Source organism: Rhodopila sp., assembly GCF_965277825.1.
GTDB lineage: Bacteria > Pseudomonadota > Alphaproteobacteria > Acetobacterales > Acetobacteraceae > Rhodopila.
In genome coordinates this window covers 1,743,573-1,768,229 of sequence record NZ_OZ255846.1, presented here as the reverse complement: position 1 = coordinate 1,768,229, position 24,657 = coordinate 1,743,573, and the positions used below count along the sequence as shown (strand labels likewise).

Below are 24,657 nucleotides of genomic sequence, written 5' to 3'. Positions count from 1 at the left end.
CTGGGGTCGGTTGCTTGGCGTTCGGTGGCAGACCGGTCTACGCTATTAGAAGCAAGAGCGTCCTCGGGCCGCCGTCTGTCTGTCGCGCGCGGCTAGCAAAAATCGGAGGTAACCATGGTCGATACCAGCAGGATCGCTGCCCCGCTGCGCCAGGCAGCCGACGCTGGTGACGTGCCGGGGGTGGTCGCGGCGGCGGCCAACGCCGATGGGATGATGTTCGAGGCTGCGTTCGGCACTCGCGACCTGGCGACCGGCGAGCCGATGACCACCGATACGGTTGTATGGATTGCCTCGATGACGAAGGCGATCACCGCGGCTTGTGCGATGCAGTTGGTCGAGCAGGACCGGCTGTCGCTTGACGACGATATCGCGGGCGTGCTGCCGGAACTCGGCCGGGTTCAGGTGCTGGACGGATTTGACGCGCAGGGCGCGCCTCGGCTGCGGGCGCCGAAGCGGGCGATTACGCTGCGCCATCTGCTGACGCATACCTCGGGCCACGCCTATGACATGTGGAACGCCGGGATCGTGCGCTACATGCAGGCGACCGGAACCCCCGGCATTACCACCTGCCGGAACGCGGCATTGGCGCTGCCGCTGACGGCCGATCCGGGCGAGAAATGGGAATACGGCATCGGCATCGACTTCGCCGGCAAGGCGGTCGAGGCGGTATCGGGGCAAACCCTGTCGCAATACATGCGAGACCACATCTTCACTCCGCTGGGCATGACCGACACCGGCTTCAAGATAAGCGAGGCACAGCGCCGGCGGCTGGCGAAGATCCACGCCAGGACCGCGGAGGGGCTGGTGTCGACGGATATTGAAATCCCGCAGGAGCCGGAATTCCACATGGGCGGCGGAGGATTGTATTCGACCGCGGGGGACTACCTGAAATTTGCGCAAATGATCCTGCACGGCGGCCGCTTGAGTGGTGCCCGGATCCTGCGGCCCGAGACCGTGGCGGCGATGTCGGTGAACGCGATGGACCGGATTGTGTGCAATCCGATGAAGACCGCGGTCCCGGCGGCGACCAACGACGTCGATTTCGTTGCCGGCATGCAGTGGGGCCTGAGTTTCCTGATCAACCCGGAGCCATTGCCGACCGGGCGGTCGGCCGGCAGCCTGGCCTGGGCGGGGCTGGCCAACTGCTATTATTGGATCGATCCGAAACGCGGGGTGGCGGGGGTTTACGCGACCCAGGTGCTGCCGTTCTACGATGCGAAAGCGGTGCGGGGGTTCGAGGGTTTCGAGACCGCGGTGTACGCCGCACTTGGCGGCTGACTGCTAGCGCAACATCAGCCTGACTGGAAATTCAGGCTGATAAAGTCGCTCGCTCAAGCAAAGATCCAGAACGCGGTGACCGTTTACGGTCACCTTAAAAGCGTTCTAGCCGACGACGGGCTGGGGGAAACACGGCCTTGGTGTGGCGTTCCGCCTCAATCATACCGCTGGCTGCCCCAGATTCCGACATCAGGCAGGGGTACCTCTGTGCTGTGGCGTAGGTCACAGAACCGGCAGGCCGACCGACGATAGCATCGCCGGCATGTCAGACGGAGGCTTCAGATGCGGATCTATCTCGAGGTTGTCGCCACCATCGTAGGCCTGCTCGGCGCCTACGTCGCGCTGACGCAGTTCCTGGCCTGACCCGGTGACCCGCGTCGGATCGCGGGTCGGCTAGGCGGATGCCGGGAACCAATCCGCCAGCACCTGATCCTCGGTGAACGTCAGGCTGGCAACGTCCACGACGGATTGTTCGCCATGCAGCGCAAGCGAACGTGTGACCTGCCGGGCAGAGCGCGGGGTCTCCGCGGCTATGATGCCCGCGACGAGGCGCCGCATGCTGGGGCTGTCGATCAGGGCGCGGTCGATATCGTCCCGAGCGCGATTGATCGTTTCCTTGCAGCCATTGCGCGGGTCGGTGGCGGCTGACGCTTGCAGCTTGATCAGGTGCTCGAGCACGGTGGCGATATGGCTCCGCAGGGCGGAGCGCTCGGTGCGACCCGACGATTCGATCTCCTCGGCAATATTGACCCAATCCAGTTCCGTCTCATTGACCAGGTCGCCGGCCGCCCGGCGGCGCAGCAACTCGCCTTGGCGCTCTGACCAGACCACGATGTCAGCATCGTAAGGGTTCATGTTTCGCCTTGGGTATTCGAGCGGTAAAATTAGGCGCAAACCGAACACGGAACAACTGGCCACGGTGTGTGGCCGGGGCCGCGGTGTCTGGCCTGATCAGAACGTCGAGGGACGCAGCACTGCCGGACGGGATCGCACCACCCAGTGCCAGCCGACCACGGCGAAGGCGATCAGCACCGGGGGCACGACGGTTAGGTTCAGCACTGTCCAGCCCTCGGTCACCTGCACCGCACCCGAGGTCAGCGCGGTGCCCGCGACGCTGCCGAATACGATGAAGTCGTGGGTTGCCTGCACCCGCACCCGTTCCTCGGGCGCATAGGCCGTGGTGAGAATGGTGGTGCCGCCGACGAACATGAAATTCCACCCGACGCCCAGCAGCGCCAAAGCCAGCATGAAAGTGTTGAACAGCGGCGGCCGGTAGACGTTGACCGCGACGCAGCCCAGCACCAGCAGGCCGCCGGCCATGATGATCTGGTGCACGCCGAATTTCTGGATCAGCCGGCCGGTGAAAAAGCCAGGCGCGTACATCGCGATCGAGTGGGCTCGGATCACGTCGGCGCTGGCGGCCACGCCGAAGCCGCACATCAGCATCTGCAGCGGGGTGGAGGCCATGACCAGGTTCATCGTTCCGTAACCGACCAGCGAACTGACCACCGCGGTGATGAAGTCGGGCCGAGCGAAGATGGTGCGAAGCGGCACCGGGACGCCGGTTCGCTTCTGCGCCGGGGGCACCTGCACGAAGCTCAGCAGGATCGCGGTGATCACCGGCAGCAGCGGCAAGTACAGATAGGTGGCCAGGAATACGTAGTCGGGGATCAGCGCATTTGTGCGCTTCACCATCTCGGGCCCGATGATGGCCGCAACCACGCCGCCGGCCAGCACCAGGGAGACGGCGCGGGCCTTGGCGTGCGGATCGGCCACCTCGGCGGCGGCGAAGCGCAGATGCTGGGCGATGCCGAAGCCCAAGCCAGCCGGGATCGCACCCAGGCAGTAGATGACGAAATTGCCGCTGTAGATGCCAAGCGCGAAGGTCAGGCTGCCGCACATCATGATCGCGCAGCCCAGCCAGAAGCCGCCGCGCCGGCCGAACCGGGGGAAGGCGTAGCCGGCGAGCAAGGAAGCGGCCATCACCGCGACCATCTGGATCGCCATCGGCAGGGTGTTCAGCGCGGTGCCCGACAGTTTGTAGCCGATCAGCGAAGCCATCACCGTCTGTCCCGACATCACCGCATTTGTCAGCGCCTGACAGGTGAACAGCAGCCAGACATTCTTGTTCATTGCAGGCGGTCTAACCTCTTGGACGCGCGGTTGCGGCTAGAAGTGGCTCCAGCCCCGCTGTTTCAGAGCAAGCGGTTCTCCGCCTGCGTCGCGCACCATGACCTCGGCCGGGCCGGAATGGAAGTGGCCGATCCGGGTGAGCGGGATACCGCGCGATGCCGCCGCCGCTTTCAGTGGGTCGGCGCGGTCTGGCGGAACCGCCAGCAGCAGTTCGTAATCGTCCCCCCCGGTGAGGCAGGCTTCCAGCCAATCCGGCCCGGCGGCGCGGGCTGCCTCGGATAGCGGCACGTGATCGGCGATCATTACGGCCGCCAGGTGGTTGGCGCGGCAGAGGTGTCCGAGGTCCTGCACCAGCCCGTCGGAGACATCCATCGCGGCCGCGGCGATGCCGTGCAGCGCCAACCCGATCCGCGGTTGCGGCAGGCGATAGCGGTGCAGCAGAAATCCCGTTGGGTCGGCGAGGCGGCGGTGCGCCGCGGCCAGTCCCAGGGCGCCGTCACCGATCGTGCCGGTTACCCAGATTTCGTCGCCGGCCGATGCGCCGGAGCGGTGGATCGCCTCGCCCGGCGCGACGTGGCCGATGATGGTCAGCGACAGCGAAATCGGCCCGGGCGTCGAGGTGGTATCGCCCCCGAGCAGGGTGACTCCGTAATGCGCCTGATCCTGGGCCAGCCCGGCGGCGAAGGCGGCGAACCACGCATCGGGGGTATCCTTGGGGGTCGAGACGGTCATCAGGTAGCCCAGCGGCACCGCGCCCTTGGCGGCGAGGTCGGACAGGTTCACGCGCAGCAGCTTGCGCCCGACCAGGTCGGCAGGATCGTCGGAGAGGAAATGCACGCCGCCCACCATGGCGTCGGCGGTCAGCACCAGGTCGCGTCCGGACGGCGGTGTCAGTATCGCCGCATCGTCTTGCAGGTCCAGCGCGCCGGGGCCGGCCAGCGGACGGAAGTGGCGGGCGATCAGGGAGAATTCGGCGGGCAGGACCATGGCGCCATTCCTCTGAGCGGACTAGCGCATTCGCCTGCGCCGAGCGGCGATGATGTGGCGCGGAATCGCGTCAACCGCAAATCGGTGCAGCCCATTCAAGGTCGCTGATGGCGCGCGCGGTGCGGCCCGGCGGTCGATCCGTGGCTGTCTTGCTTTGCCAGGGGACGGGTAAACTGATCCCCGGCGCGACGATTGCCAACTAGCGGTGTTAGGTCACCGCCGCGCCGAACGCGGCGTCAGTCGGTAGGCCGTCAATCCCGCGAGCAACAATGCCAGTGTGCATGCCATCGCAATCGGCAGCCCAAGACCAACCGCGCGGCTGGATGCCAGCGCGTCACCGACAGGGGTGCCGGCGGCGCGCTCCGCGAGAACCACACACCAATAGGCGGTGGCGGATGTCGCGGCGAACCGCCCGCGCAGCGCGATGAAGATGGCCAGCGCCAGGCAGAACGATCCGGCCGCGGCGTAGAGACCGAACGTATGCGACGTCATGTCACCGACCGTCGTCCCGAAGATACCGGCGATCAACATCGTCCCCCAGTAGCGCTCGTCTACTGTAGGACTGCCGTTGTTCGTTTTGTCGATACGGGTGAACCGCCCTGCGAGCAGCGTGGCAACGCCTAGCACGATGGATATCGTCACATAGCCAAGCTTCCGATCGTGGGTCAGGAAGTCCGCGACATTGGTCGCTGCTGCCCGCAGCGTCACGATTGCCACCCAGTAGCCGGCATCGGTCCGCCGTGCCGCGCCGCGATCCGCCAGGATCGACAGGCCGGCAAGCGCGGCAAGTGCGGCGAAGCTGGTCCAGCGGTCGAGCGACAGTCCGTCAACGCAGAAATCACCCAGGTTGGTGCCCAGCGCGCTGGCGGCAAACATCGAAAACCAAAAAGCCGGAGTGGTGTCCATCGCGCGCCTGGCTTGCCGGCTGCCATCGGTCAGCAGGCGCGCAGCCGGCTGTTGCGGTTCTTGCATCAGGGGTTTCCTGCCGCAATTTGACATTTCATCCATTTTGCCAAGCCGTATTGCGCCAATGCGTTCGCGACAAGCGCCGCGATAAGACGATTGGATGAAGCTTCGCAATACGGCTGGATGAAGCTTCGCAATACGGCGGAAGACTCCAGCCCAACTCGGATGCTGATCGCAACAACTTTGGCCGCCTTGTTGTTGCTTGCGGGCCGCCGGGCGATCCGCCAGGATCGCTGATCTGAGCGAACCGGCCGATCCGCGAGCGCTGCTACGAACACTAAGCCGCCACGAACACTAACACGACTGAACCAGAAGGAGCGTGACAGAGTGATACTGCTGCAGGTGGTGGTCAGCGGCCTGCTGATGGGATCGGTTTACGCTCTGTTTTCCTCGGGACTGACGCTGATCTGGGGCATGATGAACGTGGTCAACTTCGCCCATGGCGACTTTGTCATGCTGGCGATGTATGCGGCGTTCTTCGCTTTCACTTTATTGAAGCTGGGGCCGATCTTCTTCGTTCCCGGCGCGGCAGTGCTGCTGTTCGTGCTGGGAGTCGTGGTCTATCTCGGGCTGATCCGCCATGTCGCCAGGGGCCCGATGCTGGCGCAGATCCTTGGCACGTTCGGTCTGGCGCTGGTGCTGCGCTATGCCGCATTCTGGGCGTTCACCGCCAATTTCGTCTCGCTGCCGGACAATCTGGTTGGCGGCACGTTCGCGATCGGCGGCCTGCGGATCGAGGCGTCGCGGCTGTTGGCCGGCGTATTGGCGCTTGTGATTACCGCCGGCATGCATCTGGTGCTGACCCGGACCGCATTGGGCAGCCGCCTGCTGGCGGTGGCCGAGGACCGCAGCGCGGCCATGCTGATGGGCATCCGGCCGGACCGCATGCAGGCCATCGCCTGGGGCATCGGCGCGGCCTCGACCGGGGTCGCCGGTGCGCTGATCGCGCTGTTCTTCTATATCTCCCCCACGGTGGGTGAATCGCTGTCGCTGATTGCCTTCGTCGTGGTCTGCCTGGGTGGCTTCGGCAGCGTGCCGGGGGCGCTGATCGCCGGGCTGGGCATCGGCGTGATCGAGGCACTGTCGGCCTACCTGATCGGGGCGGTCTATCAGGACGTGGTGGTCTATGCGCTGTTCCTGCTGGTGCTGTGGGTGCGCCCGCAGGGCCTGCTGGGGACCAACTGAGCGATGCGGAACTGGCCGCTGATCGTCATCGGTTTCCTGGCCATCGCGGCGTGGCCGCTGCTGGTGCAGGACGTGTTCCTGCAGCGCGTCGGGGCGCTGGTGTTGCTGGCGGCGATCTCGGCCTCGGCTTGGAACCTGCTGGGCGGTTATGCCGGGCAGGTCTCGGTCGGCCACGCGGTTTACTTCGGTGCCGGCGCCTATGCATCGCTGGTTGTCTATACAAAGCTGGGGTGGCCACCGATCGCGGGGGCGCCGATCGGGGTGGTGGTGTCGATGGCGATCTCGGCACTGGTGGGCACGCCGACGTTCCGGCTGCGCGGGCATTATTTCTCGATGGCGACGATCGCGGCGGCCGAGTTGTTTCACATCCTGGTGGCCAACTGGCCGCTGACCGGGGCGGCGGTGGGGCTGATGGGGCCGCCGGTGCCGCGCGGGTGGTGGGACCTGTCGTTCATCAGCCCGATTCCCTACCACTATTTGTTTCTGGCGGTTCTGGTGGTGCTGCTGGCACTGACGCGGCAGATGCAGCGTAGCCGGATGGGGTATTACCTGGCGGCGATCCGCGGCGGCGACCGAGCGGCGAGCAGCCTGGGGGTGCCGGTGTTGCGCTACAAACTGTATGCGCTGCTGTTGTCGGCGGGGTTCACCTCGGTCGCGGGGTCGCTCTATGCGGTTATGGTCGGCTTCATCGATCCGGATAGCGCGCTGGGTCTTCTGGTCTCGATCAAGATGGTGATCATCGCGGCACTGGGTGGGGCGGGGACGCTGTTCGGGCCGCTGGTCGGCGCGGTGATCCTGATCCCGCTGGAAGAGACCACCAACGCGATGTTCGGCGGCGGCGGCACCGGCATCACCTTCATCGTGTATGGCGCGATCATCCTGCTGGTGGCGCGGTTCCAGCCGGGTGGGGTGGCGGCGGTGTGGGACGCGCTGACGGCGCGTCGTATTTCCAGGGGGGTGGCGCGTGTTCCTTGAAGCGCGCGGCATCGTCAAGGCGTTCGGTGCGTTCCGCGCGGTGGACGCGGCCGACCTGGATGTCGCCGAGGGCGAGATCGTCGGGTTGATCGGGCCGAACGGGGCCGGCAAGAGTACGTTCTTCAACTGCCTGGCCGGCGACGCCGAACCCACCGCCGGGACCATCCGCTTCCTGGATCAAGACGTCACCCGAACCAGCCCCGAGGCGCACGCCAGGCTGGGCATGGCCAGGACGTTCCAGGTGCCGGTGACGTTCGAGGACATGACAGTGGTGGAGAACGTCATGGTGGGCGCCTTCCTGCGCCATCCGCGGCGTGCCGAAGCGGTGCGCAAGGCCCAGGAGGTGCTGGCGTTCACCGGTCTGGCGGCCTCGGCCGGATCGCCGGCCCGGTCGCTGGGCACTCCGGGGCGCAAGCGGCTGGAGATCGCGCGGGCGCTGGCAACCGAACCTCGGCTGCTGCTGCTGGACGAGGCGCTGGCCGGGTTGACCCCGGCCGAGGTGCGGCTGGCGATCGAACTCGTGCGCCGGATCCAGGGGCTGGGGATCACCATCGTCATCGTCGAGCACATCATGGAGGTGATCCTGTCGCTGGCGGAACGGGCGGTGGTGTTTCACCAAGGCAAGGTCATCGCCCAGGGCAAGCCGCGGGCGGTGGTGGATGATCCCGCGGTGGTGACCGCCTATCTTGGCCACCATATGAAGCGGGTGCGGATGTGATGTTTTGCCCGAAGCCAACCTCCGCCGGAGCGCGAGCCCGATGACCCTGCCCTTGCTCAGCGTGTCCGGGCTGCAGGTCCGGTATGGCGATCTTGTCGGGGTCGGCGACGTGTCGCTGGCGGTGCCCGCGGGCGCCGTTGTTGCCCTGCTGGGGTCGAACGGGGCGGGAAAGACCACCACGCTGAATGCGATCGCAGGATTGGTGCCTCCGGCCGGGGGCACCGTGACCTGGCAGGGGCGGGCAATCACCGGCGCCCCAGCGTTCGCCATCGTCGCTTCCGGCCTGGCGCTGGCGCCCGAGGGCTGGCGGCTGTTCGTGCAGCAGACCGTGGAGCAGAATCTGCGGCTGGGGGCCACCGTGCTGGCCGACAAGCGGCGCGTCCCGGCATTGCTGGACCGGGTGTTCACGCTGTTTCCGCGGCTCGCAGAACGGCGCCGGCAGCGCGCCGGAACGCTGTCGGGCGGCGAGCGCCAGATGCTGGCGACCGGGCGCGCGCTGATGAGCGACCCGAAGCTTTTGATGCTGGACGAACCGAGCCTTGGGCTGGCGCCCGCGGTGGTCGAGTCGATGTATCAGACGCTGGCTCGGCTGCGGCAGGAAGGCCTGACGCTGTTGCTGGCCGAGCAGACGGTCGAGCTTGCGCTGGAGGTGGCGGACTACGCTTATGTGCTGCAGACCGGCCGCACCGTGCTGGACGGACCAGCCGCCGCCCTGGCCGAAGACAAGGACGTGCAGCGGATCTACCTGGGACTGGAGACCGAAGGGCGGGCGTGACCGGTGGGGCGCAGACAGCGGGCCGATTCAGCCGATAGGATGTGACCGCCAGCCGGAGGGTCGCTTGCCACATTTTTCGATCTACAGTCTGGGGCTGCTGCTGCTGATCGCAACAGTGGTCGCCATGGTTTCGCGCCGTCTCAGGCTGCCATACAGCGTCGGGCTGGTGATCGCCGGCATCGGCTTGGCGCTGCTGCCGAAGACGGTGGAATTGCCGCTGACGCGCGATTTGATCTTCAACATTTTCCTGCCGCCGCTGGTGTTCGAAGCGGCACTGCAACTGGAATGGGGGGCGTTCCGCTGGAACCTTCCGTTGACCCTGGGTCTGGCGTTTCCCGGTGTTGTGATTGCGGCGGCCTTCGTTGCCGTCGGCATGCATTTCGCCATCGGCTGGAGCTGGATCGGCTCGGCGCTGTTCGGTGTGCTGATCGCCGCAACCGACCCGGTGTCGGTGATCGCGTCGTTCCGGGAGATGAAGGTGGCACCGCGGCTCAGCATGATCGTCGAATCCGAAAGTTTATTGAACGACGGCGCAGCCGCGGTCGGCTTCTCGCTGGTCGCCGCGATCGCCGCCGGAGCGGCGATGACTCCGATGGCAATCGCCGGTTCGCTGCTGTGGACGGTTGCCGGGGGTATCATGTCGGGCGTGGCGGTCGCCACCCTGGTTCTGCTCATGGCCTGGCGAACCGAGGACCATATGGTGGAGATCACGCTGACCACCATCGCCGCCTATGGATCGTTTCTGATTGCTGAGCACTTCCATATGTCGGGTGTGCTGGCGTCACTCACCGCCGGGCTGGTGATCGGCAATCTCGGCTGGATGCGCGCATTGTCCGAATCCGGGCGGACCCACATCCTGGCGTTCTGGGAATATGCCGCATTTCTGGTGAATTCCCTGGTGTTCATTCTGATCGGCAGCCACGAGGCGCGTCAGCCGATCGTCCCACTGGCCGGAGCGGCCGCCGTCGCGGTGGCGCTGGTGCTGCTGGGTCGGGCGCTGGCGGTCTACCCGCTTGCCGCGCTGTTCTCCGGCACGCGCACCAGGATTGATGCCCGCTATCAGCATGTTCTGGTCTGGGGTGGGCTGCGCGGGGCGTTGGCGTTGGCGTTGGCGTTGGCGCTGCCGCTGAATGTGGCGGAGCGGCAGGAGATTCTGGTGGTATCGTTCGCGGTGGTGGCGTTTTCCATTTTCGTCCAGGGTCTGACGATGCCGTGGCTGATCCGCCGGTTGGGTCTGCTGCGAGCGATGTGAGCGGGCGGCATGGGGTCGCGGAGGTCGGCCACGGATCGCAGGGGCGGACTGGACGCCAAGATGCGGACACCCCGACATGCCGGCGCCCGGACTTGGACGTTCACACGCGGAAGTCAGGATATGGACGTCCAGACATGGACGCGCGCTGTAGCGTCCCTACATCCGATCGATGTCGACAAACGCTCCTGCTATCGTGTGGTTCCGCAATGACCTGCGGCTGGCCGATCATGCCGCGCTGAATGCCGCCATCGAGGCGGGGCGTCCGCTGCTGCCGCTGTTCATCCTTGATGAAGCCGCCCCCGATCGCTGGGCGATGGGCGGGGCGTCGCGCTGGTGGCTGCACCACAGTCTGACGTCCTTACGCCAGTCGCTGGCCGAGCGTGGCGGCCATCTGACGCTGCGCCGCGGCGACAGCGTCGCGATCATGACCGAGATCGCCGGCCAGACGGGTGCGGCCGAGCTGTTCACTGGCGGCAGCGCCGATCCGTGGGCGCGGCGGGTGGAACAGGCGGTGGCCGACGGGTTCGGCGGCAAGGTGGCGCGCATGCGCACCTCCACGCTGTTCCATCCGGATCTGGTGCGCACCAAGGGCGGCGGCGCGTATGGCGTTTACACGCCGTTCGCTAATGCGTGTCTGGCGCTGGGTGGGCCGAAGCCGCCGCTGCCGGCGCCCACCGAGATCCGCGCCGCGAAGCCGCCACGCTCTGAGCGGCTGGAAGACTGGGACCTGCTGCCGAGGAAGCCGGACTGGGCCGGCGGTCTGCGCGACACCTGGACGCCCGGTGAGACGGGCGCGATGGAACGGGCCGAGGCGTTCCTGGAGCACGCCATGCGGGGTTACGCCGCGGCGCGCGATCGGCCGGCGGGGGACGGCACGTCAATGCTGTCGCCGCACCTGCATTTCGGCGAAATCTCCGCCGTTCAACTGTGGCACATGGCGCATCGGGGGAGCGGCGGCAAAGGCCGCGAGATCTTCATCCGCGAACTGCTATGGCGGGAGTTTTGCGCCAATCTGCTTTGGCACCATCCCGACCTGCCGGAGGCGCCGCTGAAGCGCGAATTCGCCAATATGCCGTGGCGCGACGACAAGCCGGCGTTGGCCGCCTGGCAGCAGGGCCGGACCGGAGTGCCGATCGTCGATGCCGGGATGCGCCAGCTTTGGCGGATCGGCTGGATGCACAACAGGGTGCGCATGATCGTCGCCAGTTTTCTGATCAAGCACCTGATGATCCCGTGGCAGGAGGGGGAGGCGTGGTTCTGGGACACGCTGGTGGACGCCGACCTGGCCAGCAACTCCGGCAACTGGCAGTGGGTCGCCGGCTGCGGTGCCGACGCGGCGCCATATTTCCGCATTTTCAATCCGGTGCTGCAGGGCTGCAAATTCGACGCCGACGGCGACTACGTTCGCCAATTCGTGCCCGAGTTGGCCCGGTTGGACAGCCGCCATCTGCATGCCCCCTGGCAGGCGCCGGCGGACGCGCTTGAGGCAGCCGGCGTGCGTCTGGGTGAAACCTATCCCAACCCGATCGTCGATCTGGCGGCGGGGCGGGAGCGGGCGCTGAGTGCATACGCCGATATTCGTTCATCGGGCTGAGGCGTCTGAGGTCGACGGTTGCGACCCCAATTAGTCTAGATTGACGGTCGCGACCAATTGCCTGGATGATGTGCCATTTCGATCTATCTTCATGATAGTTCGATGACCACTCCCGCCATCCCTGCTGGTGCGCCTGTCCGAGTCGTCGGCGACGTGCACGGCGACGCCACCGGGTTCGCCTACGCCATCGCCACCGATCGGTTCATCGTGCAGCTTGGTGATCTGGCGGACCACGGCCCGAACAGCGCGGCGACCTTGCGCATGATGTTCGCGCTGGTGGAACACGGCCACGGCTTGTTTCTGTTGGGCAACCACGATCTGAAGCTGGCGCGTGCGCTGTCCGGCGACAACGTGCGCACCGATCCGGTGGTGCAGGCCACCATCGCCCAGCTCGACGACGCCTTGAAGGCGCAAACAGTGCGCCTGGTCGCCGAGGCTCCGGCCTGGGTGCGTGACCGTTCGGCGTTATTCGTGCATGGCGGCTTCCATACCGAGATGCTGCAGCAGCCATCGCCGGAACACGGCCTGGAGCGGCCGCACGGGCCGCTGGCTCGGGCCTTGTATGGGGAGCCGACGGGTCGCATGCAGGCCGATGGCTACCCTGAGCGCAGCCTGCGCTGGGTGGACCGTATTCCGGATGGAATGACAGTGTATTGCGGCCACGATCGCCGCAGCAGCGACGGGCGGCCGTATGTGCGGCATGGCGCGCTTGGCGGGATCGCGGTGTTCCTGGACACCGGCGCCGGCAAGGGCGGCCATCTGTCGTGGATCGATCTGGCCTGACCTGAGTGGCCTGACCGAGTTGCCCGGCCTGGGTGGCCTTACGGGGCTTGCGATCGGGCTTGCGGGGTTTGCGGGTGGTCCAACCGAGCGAGGAACGCCGCGGCCTGGTCGCGGATCGTGTCGCGACGTTGCGGCGCCATGCGTTGCCAATTGCGCAGCGGCATCGCCATCCGGGGATTCGAGGCAAACCGCTTTGCGTGTCGGGCGATAAAGTCCCAGTACAGGAAATTGAACGGGCAGGCGGTGGGTCCAGTCGCCTGCTTCACGTCATAGGCACAGCCGGCGCAATAGTCGCTCATGCGGTTGATGTAGGCACCGGAAGCGGCATACGGCTTCGAGCCGACGATGCCGCCGTCGCCGAACAGTGCCATGCCCCTTGTGTTAGGCATTTCCACCCATTGGTAGGCGTCGGCATAGACCGCCATGTACCATTCATCGACCGCATCGGGGTGCAATCCGGCCAGCAGCGCGAAATTGCCGGTGACCATCAGGCGCTGGATGTGGTGGGCATAGGCATGGCGGCGGGTCTGGCGCACCACCTGGCTGATGCATGCCATTTTGGTCTCGCCGTTCCAGTAGAAATCGGGCAGCGGGCGGGTAGCCTGCAATGCGTTCAGCGTCGCGTATTCCGGCATTTTCAGCCAGTAGATCCCGCGCACGAATTCGCGCCATCCGATGATCTGGCGGATGAATCCCTCGGCGGCGTTCAGTGCCACGGTGCCGCGCCGGTAGGCCGCCTCGACCGCCCGACAGACCGCCAGCGGATCGAGCAGGCCGAGGTTAAGGGCCGGCGAGATAACCGCATGGAATAGCGTGGGAGTCCCGCTGCGCATTGCATCCTGCCAGTCGCCGAAGCCGGGCAGCCGGTGGGCGATGAAGTCGTCGAGCGCGGCCTCGGCGTCTTGGGCGGTGACCGGGAAAGCAAAGCCGTCAGTGTCGGCGAAGCCGGTGGTGAAACGACGACGCACCAGGGCGATCACCTCGCGGGTTATGGCGTCGGGGGGAAATTCGGCGACGGCCGGGACCTGCAACCCAGGCGGCAAGCGCTTGCGGTTGTCGGCATCGAAGTTCCAGCGGGTTCCCTCGGGGCCGTCCGGGGTCATCAGCAATCCGCTGCGGCGGCGCATCTCGCGATAGAAGAACTCCATGCGCAAGCCGTTGCGTCCGGCGGCCCAATGGCGGAATTGCGCGATCGAGCAGAGGAACCGGGTGTCGGGGCGGATCTCCAGGCGTTCGGTCCAGTTGGCCATGTCGGTGACCACCCGGTGAGCGCCCGGTTCGGTGACGACCACCTGGCGCGGCTTCAGGGCGCCGACCGCGCGGCCGACCTCGGTGCGCAGCGTCTGGGTGTTGTCGGGATCGTCCAGCCGGACGTAGCGCACCTGGACGCCGCGTTCGGTCAAGGCCTGGGCGAAATGGCGCATCGCCGACAGCACCAGCACCAGCTTCTTCAAATGGTATGGCGTGTGGGTGCATTCGCCCATGACCTCGGCCATCAGCACCCTATCGGCCGCCGGATCGAGATCGGACAACGCCGACAGTGAGGCTGAAAGCTGATCGCCCAGCACCACACGTAGAGTATCGACCGCCATGTCCTGCCCTTTGGTTATCGCTCGCAGATGGCGCCGATGACGGGTTTGAACATGCCAGGGCGGCCACAACAGAGGGGGAGGACAAGACGCAGCGAGCATGGCAGGATGGGTTCTGTCATGCGGCAACTCCTGCTTTTGCGCCACGCGAAGTCGTCGTGGAACGACGCCTCGATGCCCGACCGGGAGCGTCCGCTGAACGCCCGCGGCCGGCGAGCGGTGGTGGCGATGCGCCATGCCATGCGCGACCTTGGGCTGGCGCCCGACGTCGTGCTGGTGTCCACCGCCCGGCGCACGATCGAGACGCTGGAAGCGCTGGAGCCGTGGGACGACACGCCGCTGGTGGAGCCGATGGACAGCCTCTACCTGGCCGATCCGATTCAGCTTACCGCGGCATTGCACGGGGTGGCCGAAACGGTGCGCAGCGTGCTGCTGATCGGTCACAATCCCGGCATGCACGACCTGGCGGTGACCCTGGCCGGGCCGCGGGCGATGCGCGGCGGTGGCGAGCATGAGCGCGCCTTGGCGGCTGGGTTCCCGACCGGAGCGCTGGCCGAGTTCGTCGTTGCCGGGTCATGGTGGGACCTACGCGAGGGCGGTGGGCGGCTGGTGCGGTTCCTGACGCCGCAGATGCTGGAGGGCACCGGTTCATCCTGATGGAGCTGGAGCTTGCCACCGAGGCGGACGCGGTCGCCACGCTGTCGCGGCTGAAGCCGCTTTCGGCGTGCCGTGACGGCCGGCCGCGTAGTCAGTCTCTGAAGATCGTCTGGCATGACAGCCCGGAGCGCGGCTTGCTGGCCGACGGCATGATTCTAGCCGAACACCGGGGCGTGCAGCGTCTCGAGCGAGTCTATCCGGGGGCGGCGACGTGGCTGCCGGGTCAGCCGGTGCCGGTGGTGGCCGAAGCGCCAGATCTGGCCGCACTGCCATCGCCGCTGGCTCCGCTGGCGGCGTTCGAGGGACGGCAGACCGCCAGCGTGCACCAGTCCGGCGGTCAGGCGGTCACGGTGACAGTGGCGAGGGGGATCTTGCGGTCGGTGACGGCGGAACGGCCGGCGGCACGGATCTGGCTGAGCGGTGAGGAACAGGGGGTGCGGGCCATCGCCCGGATGATCGCCGGCGCGGTGCCGGTCGGCGTGCCGCTGACGTCATTGGCGGCGGACGGGGTGGCGCTGGCGACCGGGCGAGCGGCCGCGGCTCGGCATGCCGGCGCGCCGGAGTTGCCGGCCGGGCCGTTGAGCGTGGCGGATGCCCTGATGCACATACTGGGTCACCTGATGGACGTGGTGCTGGTGAACGCTCCGCCCGCGGTGCGCCGCGATGGCGATGCGACCGAGGCGGTGCACCAGATGCGCGTCGCGGTTCGCCGGGCCCGATCAGCGATGTCGATCTTTCAGGCGGCGTTCCCAGGCGGCGCGCTGGACGCGGTCAACGATGCGCTGAAGGACCTTGGTTCGCGGTTGGGTCCGACGCGGGACTGGGATGTGTTCGCCGAGGAGACCATTCCGGCGATCCAGCAGGCGCTGCCGGAGGATGACCGCCTAAGGCGGCTGATCGCGGCGGCCGAACGACGGCGGCGGGAGTCGCAGGGCGCACTGGCGGCGTATTTGGAGAGTGCCGCATTCCGCTTGCTTGGCATCGAGGTCGCATGGTTTGTCGCCGCCCGGTTCTGGCACGTTGCTTCGGAGGTGGCGGGCGATGAGGCGGTGAATGACCGGGCGCCCGACGCCGCGACTGGTTCGGCTGCCAGCGCTGCTACTGGCGCCGCTACCTTGGCGGAATTTGCTGGGCCGGTGTTGCAGCAGCGCTGGAAGAAGTTGGTGTCGTTAGGCAAGCAGATCGATGACCTGGACATCGCCGCTTTGCATGGGGTGCGGCTGCGGGCGAAGCGGGCCCGCTATGCCGCGGAGATGTTCTCGACGCTGCATCAGGGCAAGGCGTCGCATCGTTTCATCCGCCGGCTTAGCGCGTTGCAGGAGCGACTCGGGGTGTTGAACGACGGCGCCGCGGCGAGCCATCTGCTGCTGCAGCTTGGTGGTCCGGCTGGACGGCACGGCTACGCGGTTGGGCTGGTCACCGGCTTCCTGGCGGCGCGCGCGGTGCGGATGCGACCTCGTATCGTCGATGCGTTCGAGCGATTCCGCCGTCAGCCGGCTTACTGGGCCTGACGCTCGGCATCGGGGTTTGGCATGGCGGCAAGTTATCGGTGGCGAATCGCCTACCGATCGGGTAGCCGCGCCGAAGCAATCGGGGGAGGGGCCGTGTCACTCAATCACAAGCGACGGATCTTCCGAGCCAGCCCTTGGCGCATTGAGAGGCGCGATTGGAGGCTTGTAGGCGTGCTGCTTGCGCTCGCCGGCGGGATGGCGACGCTGGTTGTGGTGGCGTGGCTGTTCGTCGGGCCGTCGCTGTCGCCGGCGATGGCACTTCCGAGCCGTCATGTCTCGGCTACGACCGAACGGCTGGCGGTGCTGGACGGCGAGACGTTGCGGATCGGCGATCGTGTGGTGCAACTGGAAGGGATCACCGCGCCCGCCCGTGGTTCGCCGTGCCCGGGCGACGATAGGGCGGCGGCTGATTGCGGCGCGGCGGCGGCGAACGCGCTGGCTGCGCTGCTGCGAGGCAACGCGGTGGACTGCACGATCCGCGGGCACGACCGTCTATTGGGGGACTGTTTTGCCGGCGGCACTCGGCTGAACCGGGCGCTGGTGCGCGCTGGCTGGGCTCGCGCCGAGGCCGCTGAGTTGCGCGAGGCGGAGGCTGAGGCTCGGGTGGCGGGTCGGGGGATGTGGCGGAACGGTTCCTGATCAGGGCGGTTCGCATCGCGGCCGCCGGCGGGTAGAACTGGTGCATCAACTGCCCGATGGAGCACCGCCATGAACCTTTATCGTTTGCTGCAAAAGCGTGTCGCGACCGGCAAGCCGGTGCGCGTCGGGCTGATCGGTGCCGGCAAGTTCGGGTCGATGTTCCTGTCTCAGGTGCCGACCACGCCTGGGCTGGAGGTCGCGGCGATCGCAGATCTTTCGCCCGATCGCGCCCGCGCGGCGTGCCGTAGGGTGGGCTGGACCGAGGATCGGATCGCTGCGACGCGGTTCGTTGACGACGCCGGGGCGATGATCGCGGCACCGGATGTGGAGGTAGTGGTGGAGGCGACCGGGCATGCTCCGGCCGGTATTGCCCATGCCCGGCGGGCGATCCGCGAGGGCAAGCATATCGTGATGGTGAACGTCGAGGCGGACGTGCTGGCCGGGCCGCTGCTGGCGCGCGAGGCCGAGGCTGCCGGCGTGGTGTATAGCCTGGCGTATGGCGATCAGCCGGCGTTGATCTGCGAGCTGGTGGATTGGGCGCGGGCTTGCGGGTTTCCGGTGATTGCCGCGGGAAAGGGGACGAAGTATTTGCCGGAGTATCATGCCTCGACCCCGGAGACGGTGTGGCCGTATTACGGGCTGACGGCGGAGCAGGCGAAGCTTGGCGGGATGAACCCGCAGATGTTCAACTCGTTTCTTGATGGCACGAAATCGGCGATCGAGATGGCGGCGGTGGCGAACGCGTCGGGGCTGACGCCGGCGCCGGACGGGTTGGCGTTTCCGGCGGTGGGCACGCACGAGATGGCGGAGCGGCTGCGGCCGGGCAACGAAGGGGGGTTGCACCATGCCGGGCAGGTGGAGGTGATCTCCAGCGTGCATCGCGATGGGGGTGCGGTGAAGAACGACCTGCGCTGGGGGGTGTTCGTGGTGTTCGAGGCTCCGAACGAGTATGCGCGGCGGTGCTTTGCGGAGTATGGCGTGGTGACGGATGCGTCGGGGCGGCATTCGGCGTTGTACCGGCCGTTTCACTTGATCGGGCTGGAGCTGAATGTTTCGATCCTGTCTGCGGCGTTGCGCAAGGAGGCGACGGGGGCGCCGACCGGGTTCCGCGGCGATGTGGTTTCGACGGCGAAGCGGGATCTGCGGGCCGGGGAGGTGCTGGATGGCGAGGGTGGGGCTTGCGTTTGGGGCAGGCTGATGACGGCGGGGGATAGTGTCCGGCGCGGCGGGTTGCCGATCGGGTTGGCGAACCGGGTGCCGTTGGTGCGGGATGTGGCGGTAGGTCAGGCGGTGACGTGGGAGGATGTGCGGGTGGATGTGGGGGATGAGGCTTATCGGTATCGGCGGGCGATGGAGGGGGTGTTTGGGGGGTAGAGTTATTAAGCAGCGTCCGTCCCTCGCGGGCGGCCGAACCGTTATACTTTCTACCCACGTTTATTCAAGCGAAGTAGACAACGCCTTGCCATAAGAGTGCAGGTTGAATTTGGGCAATCTCGTTTCGTCTACCCTTCCTTCTATCGAGAGAGAGTGGAAGCTCAGCTTCTTGAGTGGCGACAACCTGCTCGCCGAACGCGACAGCCAGAGGGTCATGGACGCAAAACGTCCGGCCACAAGCTCGGGACAAAATTGGTTTATGATGTTCTGTTCAGTTTCCACACGCGACGGAAAAGGCATCGAAGATGAGTGATGTTCAGAGTATGTTTGACTTCGTCGAAAGTCACAAAGGGATATTTCTTACCGGTTTTAGTGGTCTCGGAACGGCAATTCTTGTGTTCGTGCTTAACCTGATCAAAGGTCGTAAGCGAGACAATCAGCCGATCCTAATCCAGCGACAGCGAGGAGGCCGTTACTCGTCGAATTTACAAGTTGGAAATTTGAAGGTCGGGACCGAAAAGAACGGTGATGGGGAGTAGGCGTCATGTGGCGCCAGAACCAGCGGTCGGGGAACAATTCTAATAACTCTCAAGTTGGCAGTTTGACCGTTATCAACATGGTAAGTCTCCATTCCGGCGCTGCTACCACGGATGATGGGCATCAAAAGGCTCAGAACGGGGGTGAGCCGATCGCGGCCCCCGACCGGCAAGTCTTCACGCGCTTATTTGGCTGCAACTATAACATGGCCGCGTTGGATGCTACAATCGTAGCCGCACATTCGGAGAACATTCCGGTGTTGAATGGTGACAAAACTAGGTTTTTTAGGCGAACGACTGTGTGGTTCCAAAAGGACTCTGGCGCTCGTTTTTTTGTAACTTTATACGGCAACGAGCATGTTTCGTATGCTATCAACTCTGCGGTCACTGTTGTTTACTCCTCTTATAACCAAAATCCAGACGGGGTGCTTGCCTGCGGGATTTTGGATAAGGCGTCCGGTCATTGGACGTTCGTCCCATTTGGGGGTACGCTCCAAAAATGGCGGTATTTAAGGATGAGCGAGCGAATTGGGTTTACCCTGGCCGCTATTGCAATTGGACTGTGCGCCTTTCTGATGATCCACTTCTCTTATTATCCAGACTTTGGACTCGGGCTCCATGGCTTTCCCGGCCTTTTCTTCGCAGCCTTTATGCTCGCAATGGCGGTTAATTTTCCCGTGACGGTGCGCGAGGGAAATGTAAAAAGGGCGATGGAGGCTCTTGCTCGCGCTTAGGTTGCTCCGGCACCTAATGTAAGCGCGGCAGCATGCCGTACTCGAAGCCGTTCGCCCGCCACTGGCCGCGGGTCGGATCCAGGCCACCGAAAGTCATTGGTTTCCGTCACCACGACCCAGGACGGTAGATCATCAAGCCCAAGATGAGCTTTGAGCGCGGGAGGTATTTCAATCGCATCCCCCGGATCGCTTGGCGGCGCGTGCGTGACCGGCACGACCGTAACTATCTCATGATGTCCGACGATCTGGCGCGCGGCTACGATTGCGGATGGCTTGGTTTTCCGACCTTCCTGTGCCCCTTTTTGGTGTTCTCGTGCCCACAAATACGAGTATGAAATTACTAGGCTAGGCTGTGGCGTCGGCAGACTCACGGATTCCAAGTTTCCATAAGCTTATCGAGCTGGTCGTGTTCGGGTCCCACCGAGCTATTGCCAATGGCGTTCAACGTGTCTTTGTCCAGGTCTTCGACCAAGCGGGCGGCGCGCCCTTTCATGACGATCTCGAACAAGGCCGCGGACATGAGCACCGTATGCGGACGGTTATGTTTGGTGATGATGACCGGCCGCTGCAAAGCTGCATCCTGATAACGGCCGACATTCTGCTGAAACTCTTTCGATGAGACTTTCATCGGGATATCCTTTTCCCGGACACTCTATCCAACTATGCAAGCCTCCACGCTTCAGTATGCAGGCGAGGGGGAGAGTCGGCTTCAGCGGCGGTTGGTATCAGTCTAATCAAAATACTACGGCCCGTCGTGCAACAGCTCGTCCAGCGACATCGGACAGACATCCGCCACCGGCAATGGCGGCTGGCCGTCGATCGTCTCGGGCAGGACATGCAGCGCCCGACGATACAGCCGCGGCAGGTCGATCCTCTGCCGCATCGACGGCGCATAGCGGTCCGCTGCATCGCCGCGAAACCGCCGGGCTTCGGATTGCCAGTGCGGCACCTCCCGCGACAACGGCCACGCCTCGGCCTTCAGTATGTGGACCAGTGCCTGCACCAGAAGCGAGGTGACAGCGTGAAGCTGCTCGTTGCCCACGCTCTCAATCTCCTCGATGACGTTTTCCCAATCGACTTGGTCGTTTATCTGCTCGCCGCCGGCGAGCCGACGCAGCAGGGCGCTCTGGCGTTCCGACCAGATCAGGATGTCCGCGTCGTAGTCACCCATCGGCTTCTCCCACGTGGGGGCCGTCGCTTAGCAGGTCGTCCAACGTCATCGGGCAGACGTCAGGCAGCGGCAGCGGCGGCTGGCCGTCCATTGTTTCAGGAATTGACCGCAGTGCCTGGCGGTAAATCCGGGCGAGGTCAATCCGCTGCCGCATTGACGGCGTGAAGCGATTAGCTGCCTGGGCTCGGAAGTCGATGGCGTCGGCCCGCCAGATCGGCGCATCGCGCGACTGCGGCCAGGCGTCGGCTTTCAGCATGTGGCGGAGTGCCTGGCCCAGCAGTGACTCGACGGCGTGGCGTTGCTGGGTGCCCACGCTCTCGATCTCCTCGATGACGTTTTCCCAATCCACCTGATCGTTGATCCGCTCGCCGCTGGCGAGGCGTCGCAGCAGCGCGCTTTGGCGCTCCGACCAGATCAGGATGTCGGCGTCATAGTCGCTCATCGGCCCTCCTGCCTTGGGCGGCTCCGCGGCTAGAGAATGACCCAGCCGCTGCAGTTGGCTACCACGTGTCATCTCTATCGTATTCGCCTGCAAAAAAATCAAATTCGTCGGCGGATGACATCAGTGCGGTGCGGTGCCCCATCCGATCTCAAAACTGAACAGCCGGTCCCTGCCCAGCAGGAACACCCGCCCGCCGCGCGGGAACAGGCGGTTGATCGCCGCGTCACGCACGTCCAACCCCCCGGTGTAAGCACCGAACGCCGGCATCATCAGCCGCCGTCCGTCGAACACGAAACACGGCCGGCACACCGACCCCGACCGTGCCGGAACCTTCGCCTTCGGATGGTGGTGGCCGACCACCTCACCGGCGTCGGCGCCGGTGATCGCCTGGTGGCGGAATACCATCGGGCCGGCTGCGAAACTCTCGATCCATTCCCCACCCAGCCCGTCGGGCGGCGTCGGATCGTGGTTTCCCTGCACCCAAATGAAGCGGTGTGCGCCGGTCATGGCGTTCAGCCGCGAGACCTCGGTCGCCGGCAGCCGCCCCGATCCCGCTGCGTCGTGGAAAGAATCCCCCAACGCCACGACGACCTGAGGCGACCAGCGGCGCAGCAGCAGGGTCAGGCGGTCGATCGTCGCGTGCGTGTCCCACGGCGGCAGCAGCATGCCGCGGCGGGCGAAGGACGAACCTTTTTCAAGATGCAGGTCGGATACCGCGAGCAGCCGCTGCTCGGGCCAGAACAGGGCGCCCATCGGGTCCAGCATCAGGCGCTCGCCAGCCAGATGGATCGGCGCGGCCGCGGTCACGAGAACATATCCGACTGGCGGGCGGCCGCGCGGCGCGGCACCAGCGTCTTCTGCGCGCCGGAGGATCGGCGGGCGACGTTGGCGCGGTGCACCGCCGGCACATAGGGCGGTTCGGCTTGGCCGGTGGCCTCGGCGATGATGGCTTCGGCTTCGGCCAGCAGAGCTTCCTCGTCGTCGTCGGTGCGCACGCTTTCCCGTCCGATATCCAGCAGCACCGGCACCGCCAGCGGCGAGACCCGCGACAGCACCATGTGCACGATGTGGCCCTTCACCCGCGCCAGCATCGCCGCGATGCGTCCGACATCGGTCAGCCCGGTGGCGGCGTCGGCTCGGGTGGCGCGCAACAGGATGTGGTCCGGCTGGTGGCGGCGCAGCACGTCATAGATCAGATCGCTGTTCACCGTCACCTGCCTGCGGTTCTTTTCTGCCCCCGGCAGGTTGCGCTGGATCAGGCCGCCGATTACCGCGACGTTTCGGAACGTGCGCTTCAGCATCGAGCTGTCGGCCATCCAGGATTCCAGGTCGTCGCCCAGCATGTCCTGGTCGAACAGCGCGGCGACGTTGCGCGGCGGATTGGCCGACCAGATGCCCAGCACGTAGTCGGTGGCGACGAAGCCCAAGGGTGCGTAGCCGGCGCGCTCCATGCGCTTGGTCAGCAGCATGCCCAGCGTCTGGTGGGCGTTGCGGCCCTCGAAGCAGTAGGCGACCAGATACCAGCGGTCGCCGCGCGGGAAAGTCTCGATCAGCAGGTCGGCGCGGCCGGGCAGGCGGGAGACGCCGCGCTGCAGCCGAAGCCAGTCGCGCACCTGGTCGGGGAACAGGTCCCATTTCTCGGGGTCTTGCAGCAGCCCGCGCACGCGGTCGGCGAGGTTGGTGGTCAGCGGCAGGCGGCCGCCGGCATAGGCCGGGACCATCGGGTCGCCGTCGCCGCCCTCCACGCACTCGGCGGCCATCTCGCGGATGCGGAGGAAGCGCAGCAGGCGGCCGGCGAACATGAAGGTGTCGCCGGGACGCAGCATGTTGACAAAATACTCCTCGATCTCGCCAAGCGAGGCGCCGGGGCCGCGCTTGCTGGCGAGGCGGACCTTCAGCACCGGGGCTTCGACAATGGTGCCGATGTTCATCCGGAGCGCCGCGGCGGTGCGGGCGTTACGCACATGCATCCGGCCCTCGCTGTCGCGGAACAGTTTTTTCCAGCGGTCGTAGGCGCGCAGCGCGTAGCCGCCGTCCTCGACGAAGCGCAGCACGTCGTCGAAATCGCCACGGGACAGCGCCGCGTAGGGTGCGGCGGAGGTGACCTCGGCGTACGCCTCGTCGGGGTGGAACGGGGCGCTGCAGGCCAGCCCGAGCAGATGTTGCGCCAGCACGTCGAGGCCGCCGGGGCGGGGTGGGTCGCCGTCCAGTTCGCGTGCGGCGACGCCCAGGATGGCGGCCTCGCATTCCAGCACCTCGAAGCGGTTGGCCGGCACCAGGATGGCGTTCGACGCCTCGTCCATCCGGTGGTTGGCGCGGCCGACCCGTTGCAGCAGGCGGGAGACACCTTTCGGCGCGCCGACCTGGATCACCTGGTCGACCCCGCCCCAGTCGATGCCGAGGTCGAGCGACGACGTCGCAACCACGGCGCGCAAGCTGCCGGCGGCCATGGCGGCTTCGACCTTGCGGCGCTGTGCGACCTCCAGCGAGCCGTGGTGCAGCGCGATCGGCAGGGTCGCCTCGTTCAGCTTCCACAGCGCCTGGAACATCAGCTCGGCCTGGGCGCGGGTGTTGACGAAGACGATGGTCATGCCGGCGCCGCGGATGGCGTCCATGACCTGCGGGGCTGCCTCCAATCCCATGTGGCCGGACCACGACAGTCGGCCCTTGGGCAGCGTCATGCGCAGTTCGGGCGGCGCGCCGTCGGCGACCTCGATGCGGCGAGGGGCGCCGGTATAGGCCTGGATCGGCCCGGGATGGGCGACGGTTGCCGACAGCCCGACGCGGCGCGCGCCGGGGGCGAGGCTGCACAGGCGGCTGACGCCGAGGGCCAGTTGATCGCCGCGCTTGGTGCCGGCGAGGGCGTGGACCTCGTCCATGACGATGCAGCCGAGCGAACCGAAGAAGTCCGGCGCGTCTGGCAGGGAGATCAGCACGGCGAGGCTTTCCGGCGTGGTCAGCAGGATATGCGGCGGGGCGGCGCGTTGGCGGGCTCGGCGGTTGGCGGGAGTGTCGCCGGTGCGGGCCTCAATGCCGATGTCCAGGCCCATTTCGTGCACCGGGCGCGTCAGGTTGCGGGCGATGTCGGTGGCCAATGCCTTCAGCGGGCTGACATAGAGGGTGTGCAGGCCGAGACGTGGGTTGGCGGCGAGGTCAACCAGGCTGGGCAGGAAACCGGCGAGCGTCTTGCCGCCACCGGTCGGTGCGATCAGCAGGACGCTTTCACCGGCGCGGGCGGCGTCGAGCATCGCCAACTGGTGCGGCCGGGGCGTCCAACCCTGGGCGACAAACCAGGTGGCGAATGGTTCCGGTAATGTTCCTGGCATCGAGGGAGCTAAGCATGGGGGACGAGAACCGA

General features: G+C 66.0%; 23 protein-coding genes. 13 read left to right on the top strand and 10 right to left on the bottom strand.

What is annotated here, in order from left to right; translation table 11 throughout:
* Positions 1 to 114 precede the first annotated feature (114 nt).
* Positions 115 to 1,278, top strand: a complete 1,164-nt coding sequence (locus ACQY4T_RS08915; RefSeq protein ID WP_428540377.1) for a serine hydrolase domain-containing protein — start codon at positions 115 to 117, stop codon at positions 1,276 to 1,278.
* A gap of 393 nt (positions 1,279 to 1,671) precedes the next feature.
* Here the strand turns inward: ACQY4T_RS08915 and ACQY4T_RS08910 are convergent, their stop codons facing one another.
* The 4 genes from ACQY4T_RS08910 to ACQY4T_RS08895 all read right to left on the bottom strand — a co-directional run bounded on the left by ACQY4T_RS08910 (position 1,672) and on the right by ACQY4T_RS08895 (position 5,370).
* Positions 1,672 to 2,133 carry a DUF29 domain-containing protein gene (locus ACQY4T_RS08910; RefSeq protein ID WP_428540374.1) on the bottom strand — a complete coding sequence of 154 codons (462 nt, stop codon included), beginning with the start codon at positions 2,131 to 2,133 and terminating at the stop codon, positions 1,672 to 1,674.
* A gap of 96 nt (positions 2,134 to 2,229) precedes the next feature.
* Positions 2,230 to 3,411, bottom strand: a complete 1,182-nt coding sequence (locus tag ACQY4T_RS08905) for an MFS transporter (protein WP_428540371.1) — start codon at positions 3,409 to 3,411, stop codon at positions 2,230 to 2,232.
* A 36-nt stretch (positions 3,412 to 3,447) separates the two neighbouring features.
* Complete coding sequence (gene thiL / locus ACQY4T_RS08900; protein ID WP_428540368.1) at positions 3,448 to 4,398, bottom strand: thiamine-phosphate kinase; 951 nt, start codon at positions 4,396 to 4,398, stop codon at positions 3,448 to 3,450.
* A 213-nt stretch (positions 4,399 to 4,611) separates the two neighbouring features.
* Positions 4,612 to 5,370 (bottom strand): hypothetical protein, encoded by a 759-nt coding sequence (locus ACQY4T_RS08895; RefSeq protein ID WP_428540365.1) that lies wholly within the window; start codon positions 5,368 to 5,370, stop codon positions 4,612 to 4,614.
* A gap of 321 nt (positions 5,371 to 5,691) precedes the next feature.
* On the opposite strand from ACQY4T_RS08895, the gene ACQY4T_RS08890 reads away from it, so the two are divergent.
* The 7 genes from ACQY4T_RS08890 (at position 5,692) to ACQY4T_RS08860 (ending at position 12,646) form a co-directional block, all read left to right on the top strand.
* Positions 5,692 to 6,549 carry a branched-chain amino acid ABC transporter permease gene (locus ACQY4T_RS08890; RefSeq protein WP_428540362.1) on the top strand — a complete coding sequence of 286 codons (858 nt, stop codon included), beginning with the start codon at positions 5,692 to 5,694 and terminating at the stop codon, positions 6,547 to 6,549.
* A gap of 3 nt (positions 6,550 to 6,552) precedes the next feature.
* Positions 6,553 to 7,524: a branched-chain amino acid ABC transporter permease gene (locus ACQY4T_RS08885; RefSeq protein ID WP_428540359.1), complete on the top strand. Its 972-nt coding sequence runs from the start codon at positions 6,553 to 6,555 to the stop codon at positions 7,522 to 7,524.
* Entirely contained in the window at positions 7,514 to 8,242 is a 729-nt protein-coding gene (locus tag ACQY4T_RS08880) for an ABC transporter ATP-binding protein (protein WP_428540356.1), read from the top strand. The genes ACQY4T_RS08885 and ACQY4T_RS08880 overlap by 11 nt, the downstream gene beginning before the upstream one ends.
* A 40-nt stretch (positions 8,243 to 8,282) precedes the next feature.
* Positions 8,283 to 9,017, top strand: coding sequence for an ABC transporter ATP-binding protein (locus tag ACQY4T_RS08875; protein WP_428540353.1), 735 nt, complete (start codon positions 8,283 to 8,285; stop codon positions 9,015 to 9,017).
* 64 nt (positions 9,018 to 9,081) lie between these two features.
* Positions 9,082 to 10,269 carry a cation:proton antiporter gene (locus tag ACQY4T_RS08870; protein WP_428540350.1) on the top strand — a complete coding sequence of 396 codons (1,188 nt, stop codon included), beginning with the start codon at positions 9,082 to 9,084 and terminating at the stop codon, positions 10,267 to 10,269.
* Positions 10,270 to 10,438: 169 nt separating this feature from the next.
* Complete coding sequence (locus tag ACQY4T_RS08865; protein ID WP_428540347.1) at positions 10,439 to 11,863, top strand: cryptochrome/photolyase family protein; 1,425 nt, start codon at positions 10,439 to 10,441, stop codon at positions 11,861 to 11,863.
* Positions 11,864 to 11,965: 102 nt separating this feature from the next.
* Positions 11,966 to 12,646: a metallophosphoesterase gene (locus ACQY4T_RS08860; protein ID WP_428540344.1), complete on the top strand. Its 681-nt coding sequence runs from the start codon at positions 11,966 to 11,968 to the stop codon at positions 12,644 to 12,646.
* A gap of 38 nt (positions 12,647 to 12,684) precedes the next feature.
* On the opposite strand, the gene ACQY4T_RS08855 is transcribed toward ACQY4T_RS08860, so the two are convergent.
* Positions 12,685 to 14,238, bottom strand: coding sequence for a cryptochrome/photolyase family protein (locus ACQY4T_RS08855; protein WP_428540341.1), 1,554 nt, complete (start codon positions 14,236 to 14,238; stop codon positions 12,685 to 12,687).
* 117 nt (positions 14,239 to 14,355) lie between these two features.
* Here ACQY4T_RS08855 and ACQY4T_RS08850 point away from each other — a divergent pair, with 117 nt between their 5' ends.
* The 5 genes from ACQY4T_RS08850 (at position 14,356) to ACQY4T_RS08830 (ending at position 19,686) form a co-directional block, all read left to right on the top strand.
* Positions 14,356 to 14,892: a SixA phosphatase family protein gene (locus tag ACQY4T_RS08850; protein WP_428540338.1), complete on the top strand. Its 537-nt coding sequence runs from the start codon at positions 14,356 to 14,358 to the stop codon at positions 14,890 to 14,892.
* Entirely contained in the window at positions 14,892 to 16,403 is a 1,512-nt protein-coding gene (locus ACQY4T_RS08845) for a CHAD domain-containing protein (protein ID WP_428540335.1), read from the top strand. The genes ACQY4T_RS08850 and ACQY4T_RS08845 overlap by 1 nt, the downstream gene beginning before the upstream one ends.
* A 171-nt stretch (positions 16,404 to 16,574) precedes the next feature.
* The gene (locus ACQY4T_RS08840; RefSeq protein ID WP_428540332.1) at positions 16,575 to 17,042 is read left to right on the top strand and encodes a thermonuclease family protein; all 468 of its coding nucleotides are present in this window, start codon (positions 16,575 to 16,577) and stop codon (positions 17,040 to 17,042) included.
* A 69-nt stretch (positions 17,043 to 17,111) separates the two neighbouring features.
* Entirely contained in the window at positions 17,112 to 18,416 is a 1,305-nt protein-coding gene (locus tag ACQY4T_RS08835) for an NAD(P)H-dependent oxidoreductase (protein ID WP_428540329.1), read from the top strand.
* 544 nt (positions 18,417 to 18,960) lie between these two features.
* Positions 18,961 to 19,686: a hypothetical protein gene (locus ACQY4T_RS08830; RefSeq protein ID WP_428540326.1), complete on the top strand. Its 726-nt coding sequence runs from the start codon at positions 18,961 to 18,963 to the stop codon at positions 19,684 to 19,686.
* Between the two features lie 367 nt (positions 19,687 to 20,053).
* Here the strand turns inward: ACQY4T_RS08830 and ACQY4T_RS08825 are convergent, their stop codons facing one another.
* The 5 genes from ACQY4T_RS08825 to ACQY4T_RS08805 all read right to left on the bottom strand — a co-directional run bounded on the left by ACQY4T_RS08825 (position 20,054) and on the right by ACQY4T_RS08805 (position 24,625).
* Entirely contained in the window at positions 20,054 to 20,314 is a 261-nt protein-coding gene (locus tag ACQY4T_RS08825; RefSeq protein WP_428540323.1) for a type II toxin-antitoxin system Phd/YefM family antitoxin, read from the bottom strand.
* Between the two features lie 114 nt (positions 20,315 to 20,428).
* Positions 20,429 to 20,857, bottom strand: a complete 429-nt coding sequence (locus ACQY4T_RS08820) for a DUF29 domain-containing protein (protein ID WP_428540320.1) — start codon at positions 20,855 to 20,857, stop codon at positions 20,429 to 20,431.
* Positions 20,850 to 21,299 (bottom strand): DUF29 domain-containing protein, encoded by a 450-nt coding sequence (locus ACQY4T_RS08815; protein WP_428540317.1) that lies wholly within the window; start codon positions 21,297 to 21,299, stop codon positions 20,850 to 20,852. The genes ACQY4T_RS08820 and ACQY4T_RS08815 overlap by 8 nt, the downstream gene beginning before the upstream one ends.
* Positions 21,300 to 21,419: 120 nt before the next feature.
* Positions 21,420 to 22,106, bottom strand: a complete 687-nt coding sequence (gene pdeM / locus ACQY4T_RS08810) for a ligase-associated DNA damage response endonuclease PdeM (protein WP_428540314.1) — start codon at positions 22,104 to 22,106, stop codon at positions 21,420 to 21,422.
* Positions 22,103 to 24,625, bottom strand: a complete 2,523-nt coding sequence (locus ACQY4T_RS08805; RefSeq protein WP_428540311.1) for a ligase-associated DNA damage response DEXH box helicase — start codon at positions 24,623 to 24,625, stop codon at positions 22,103 to 22,105. Before ACQY4T_RS08805 ends, pdeM begins: the two co-directional genes overlap by 4 nt.
* Positions 24,626 to 24,657 lie beyond the last annotated feature (32 nt).

Excerpts from the sequence above, each read along its gene's own strand:
- ACQY4T_RS08910 (WP_428540374.1), bottom strand. The coding sequence starts at position 2,133 with ATGAACCCTTACGATGCTGACATCGTGGTCTGGTCAGAGCGCCAAGGC.
- ACQY4T_RS08815 (WP_428540317.1), bottom strand. The coding sequence starts at position 21,299 with ATGAGCGACTATGACGCCGACATCCTGATCTGGTCGGAGCGCCAAAGC.
- ACQY4T_RS08875 (WP_428540353.1), top strand. The coding sequence starts at position 8,283 with ATGACCCTGCCCTTGCTCAGCGTGTCCGGGCTGCAGGTCCGGTATGGC.
- ACQY4T_RS08830 (WP_428540326.1), top strand. The coding sequence starts at position 18,961 with ATGTGGCGCCAGAACCAGCGGTCGGGGAACAATTCTAATAACTCTCAA.
- ACQY4T_RS08855 (WP_428540341.1), bottom strand. The coding sequence starts at position 14,238 with ATGGCGGTCGATACTCTACGTGTGGTGCTGGGCGATCAGCTTTCAGCC.
- ACQY4T_RS08860 (WP_428540344.1), top strand. The coding sequence starts at position 11,966 with ATGACCACTCCCGCCATCCCTGCTGGTGCGCCTGTCCGAGTCGTCGGC.
- ACQY4T_RS08850 (WP_428540338.1), top strand. The coding sequence starts at position 14,356 with ATGCGGCAACTCCTGCTTTTGCGCCACGCGAAGTCGTCGTGGAACGAC.
- thiL (WP_428540368.1), bottom strand. The coding sequence starts at position 4,398 with ATGGTCCTGCCCGCCGAATTCTCCCTGATCGCCCGCCACTTCCGTCCG.
- ACQY4T_RS08805 (WP_428540311.1), bottom strand. The coding sequence starts at position 24,625 with ATGCCAGGAACATTACCGGAACCATTCGCCACCTGGTTTGTCGCCCAG.
- ACQY4T_RS08905 (WP_428540371.1), bottom strand. The coding sequence starts at position 3,411 with ATGAACAAGAATGTCTGGCTGCTGTTCACCTGTCAGGCGCTGACAAAT.
- ACQY4T_RS08865 (WP_428540347.1), top strand. The coding sequence starts at position 10,439 with ATGTCGACAAACGCTCCTGCTATCGTGTGGTTCCGCAATGACCTGCGG.
- ACQY4T_RS08825 (WP_428540323.1), bottom strand. The coding sequence starts at position 20,314 with ATGAAAGTCTCATCGAAAGAGTTTCAGCAGAATGTCGGCCGTTATCAG.
- ACQY4T_RS08845 (WP_428540335.1), top strand. The coding sequence starts at position 14,892 with ATGGAGCTGGAGCTTGCCACCGAGGCGGACGCGGTCGCCACGCTGTCG.
- ACQY4T_RS08915 (WP_428540377.1), top strand. The coding sequence starts at position 115 with ATGGTCGATACCAGCAGGATCGCTGCCCCGCTGCGCCAGGCAGCCGAC.
- ACQY4T_RS08885 (WP_428540359.1), top strand. The coding sequence starts at position 6,553 with ATGCGGAACTGGCCGCTGATCGTCATCGGTTTCCTGGCCATCGCGGCG.
- ACQY4T_RS08895 (WP_428540365.1), bottom strand. The coding sequence starts at position 5,370 with ATGCAAGAACCGCAACAGCCGGCTGCGCGCCTGCTGACCGATGGCAGC.
- ACQY4T_RS08820 (WP_428540320.1), bottom strand. The coding sequence starts at position 20,857 with ATGGGTGACTACGACGCGGACATCCTGATCTGGTCGGAACGCCAGAGC.
- ACQY4T_RS08835 (WP_428540329.1), top strand. The coding sequence starts at position 17,112 with ATGAACCTTTATCGTTTGCTGCAAAAGCGTGTCGCGACCGGCAAGCCG.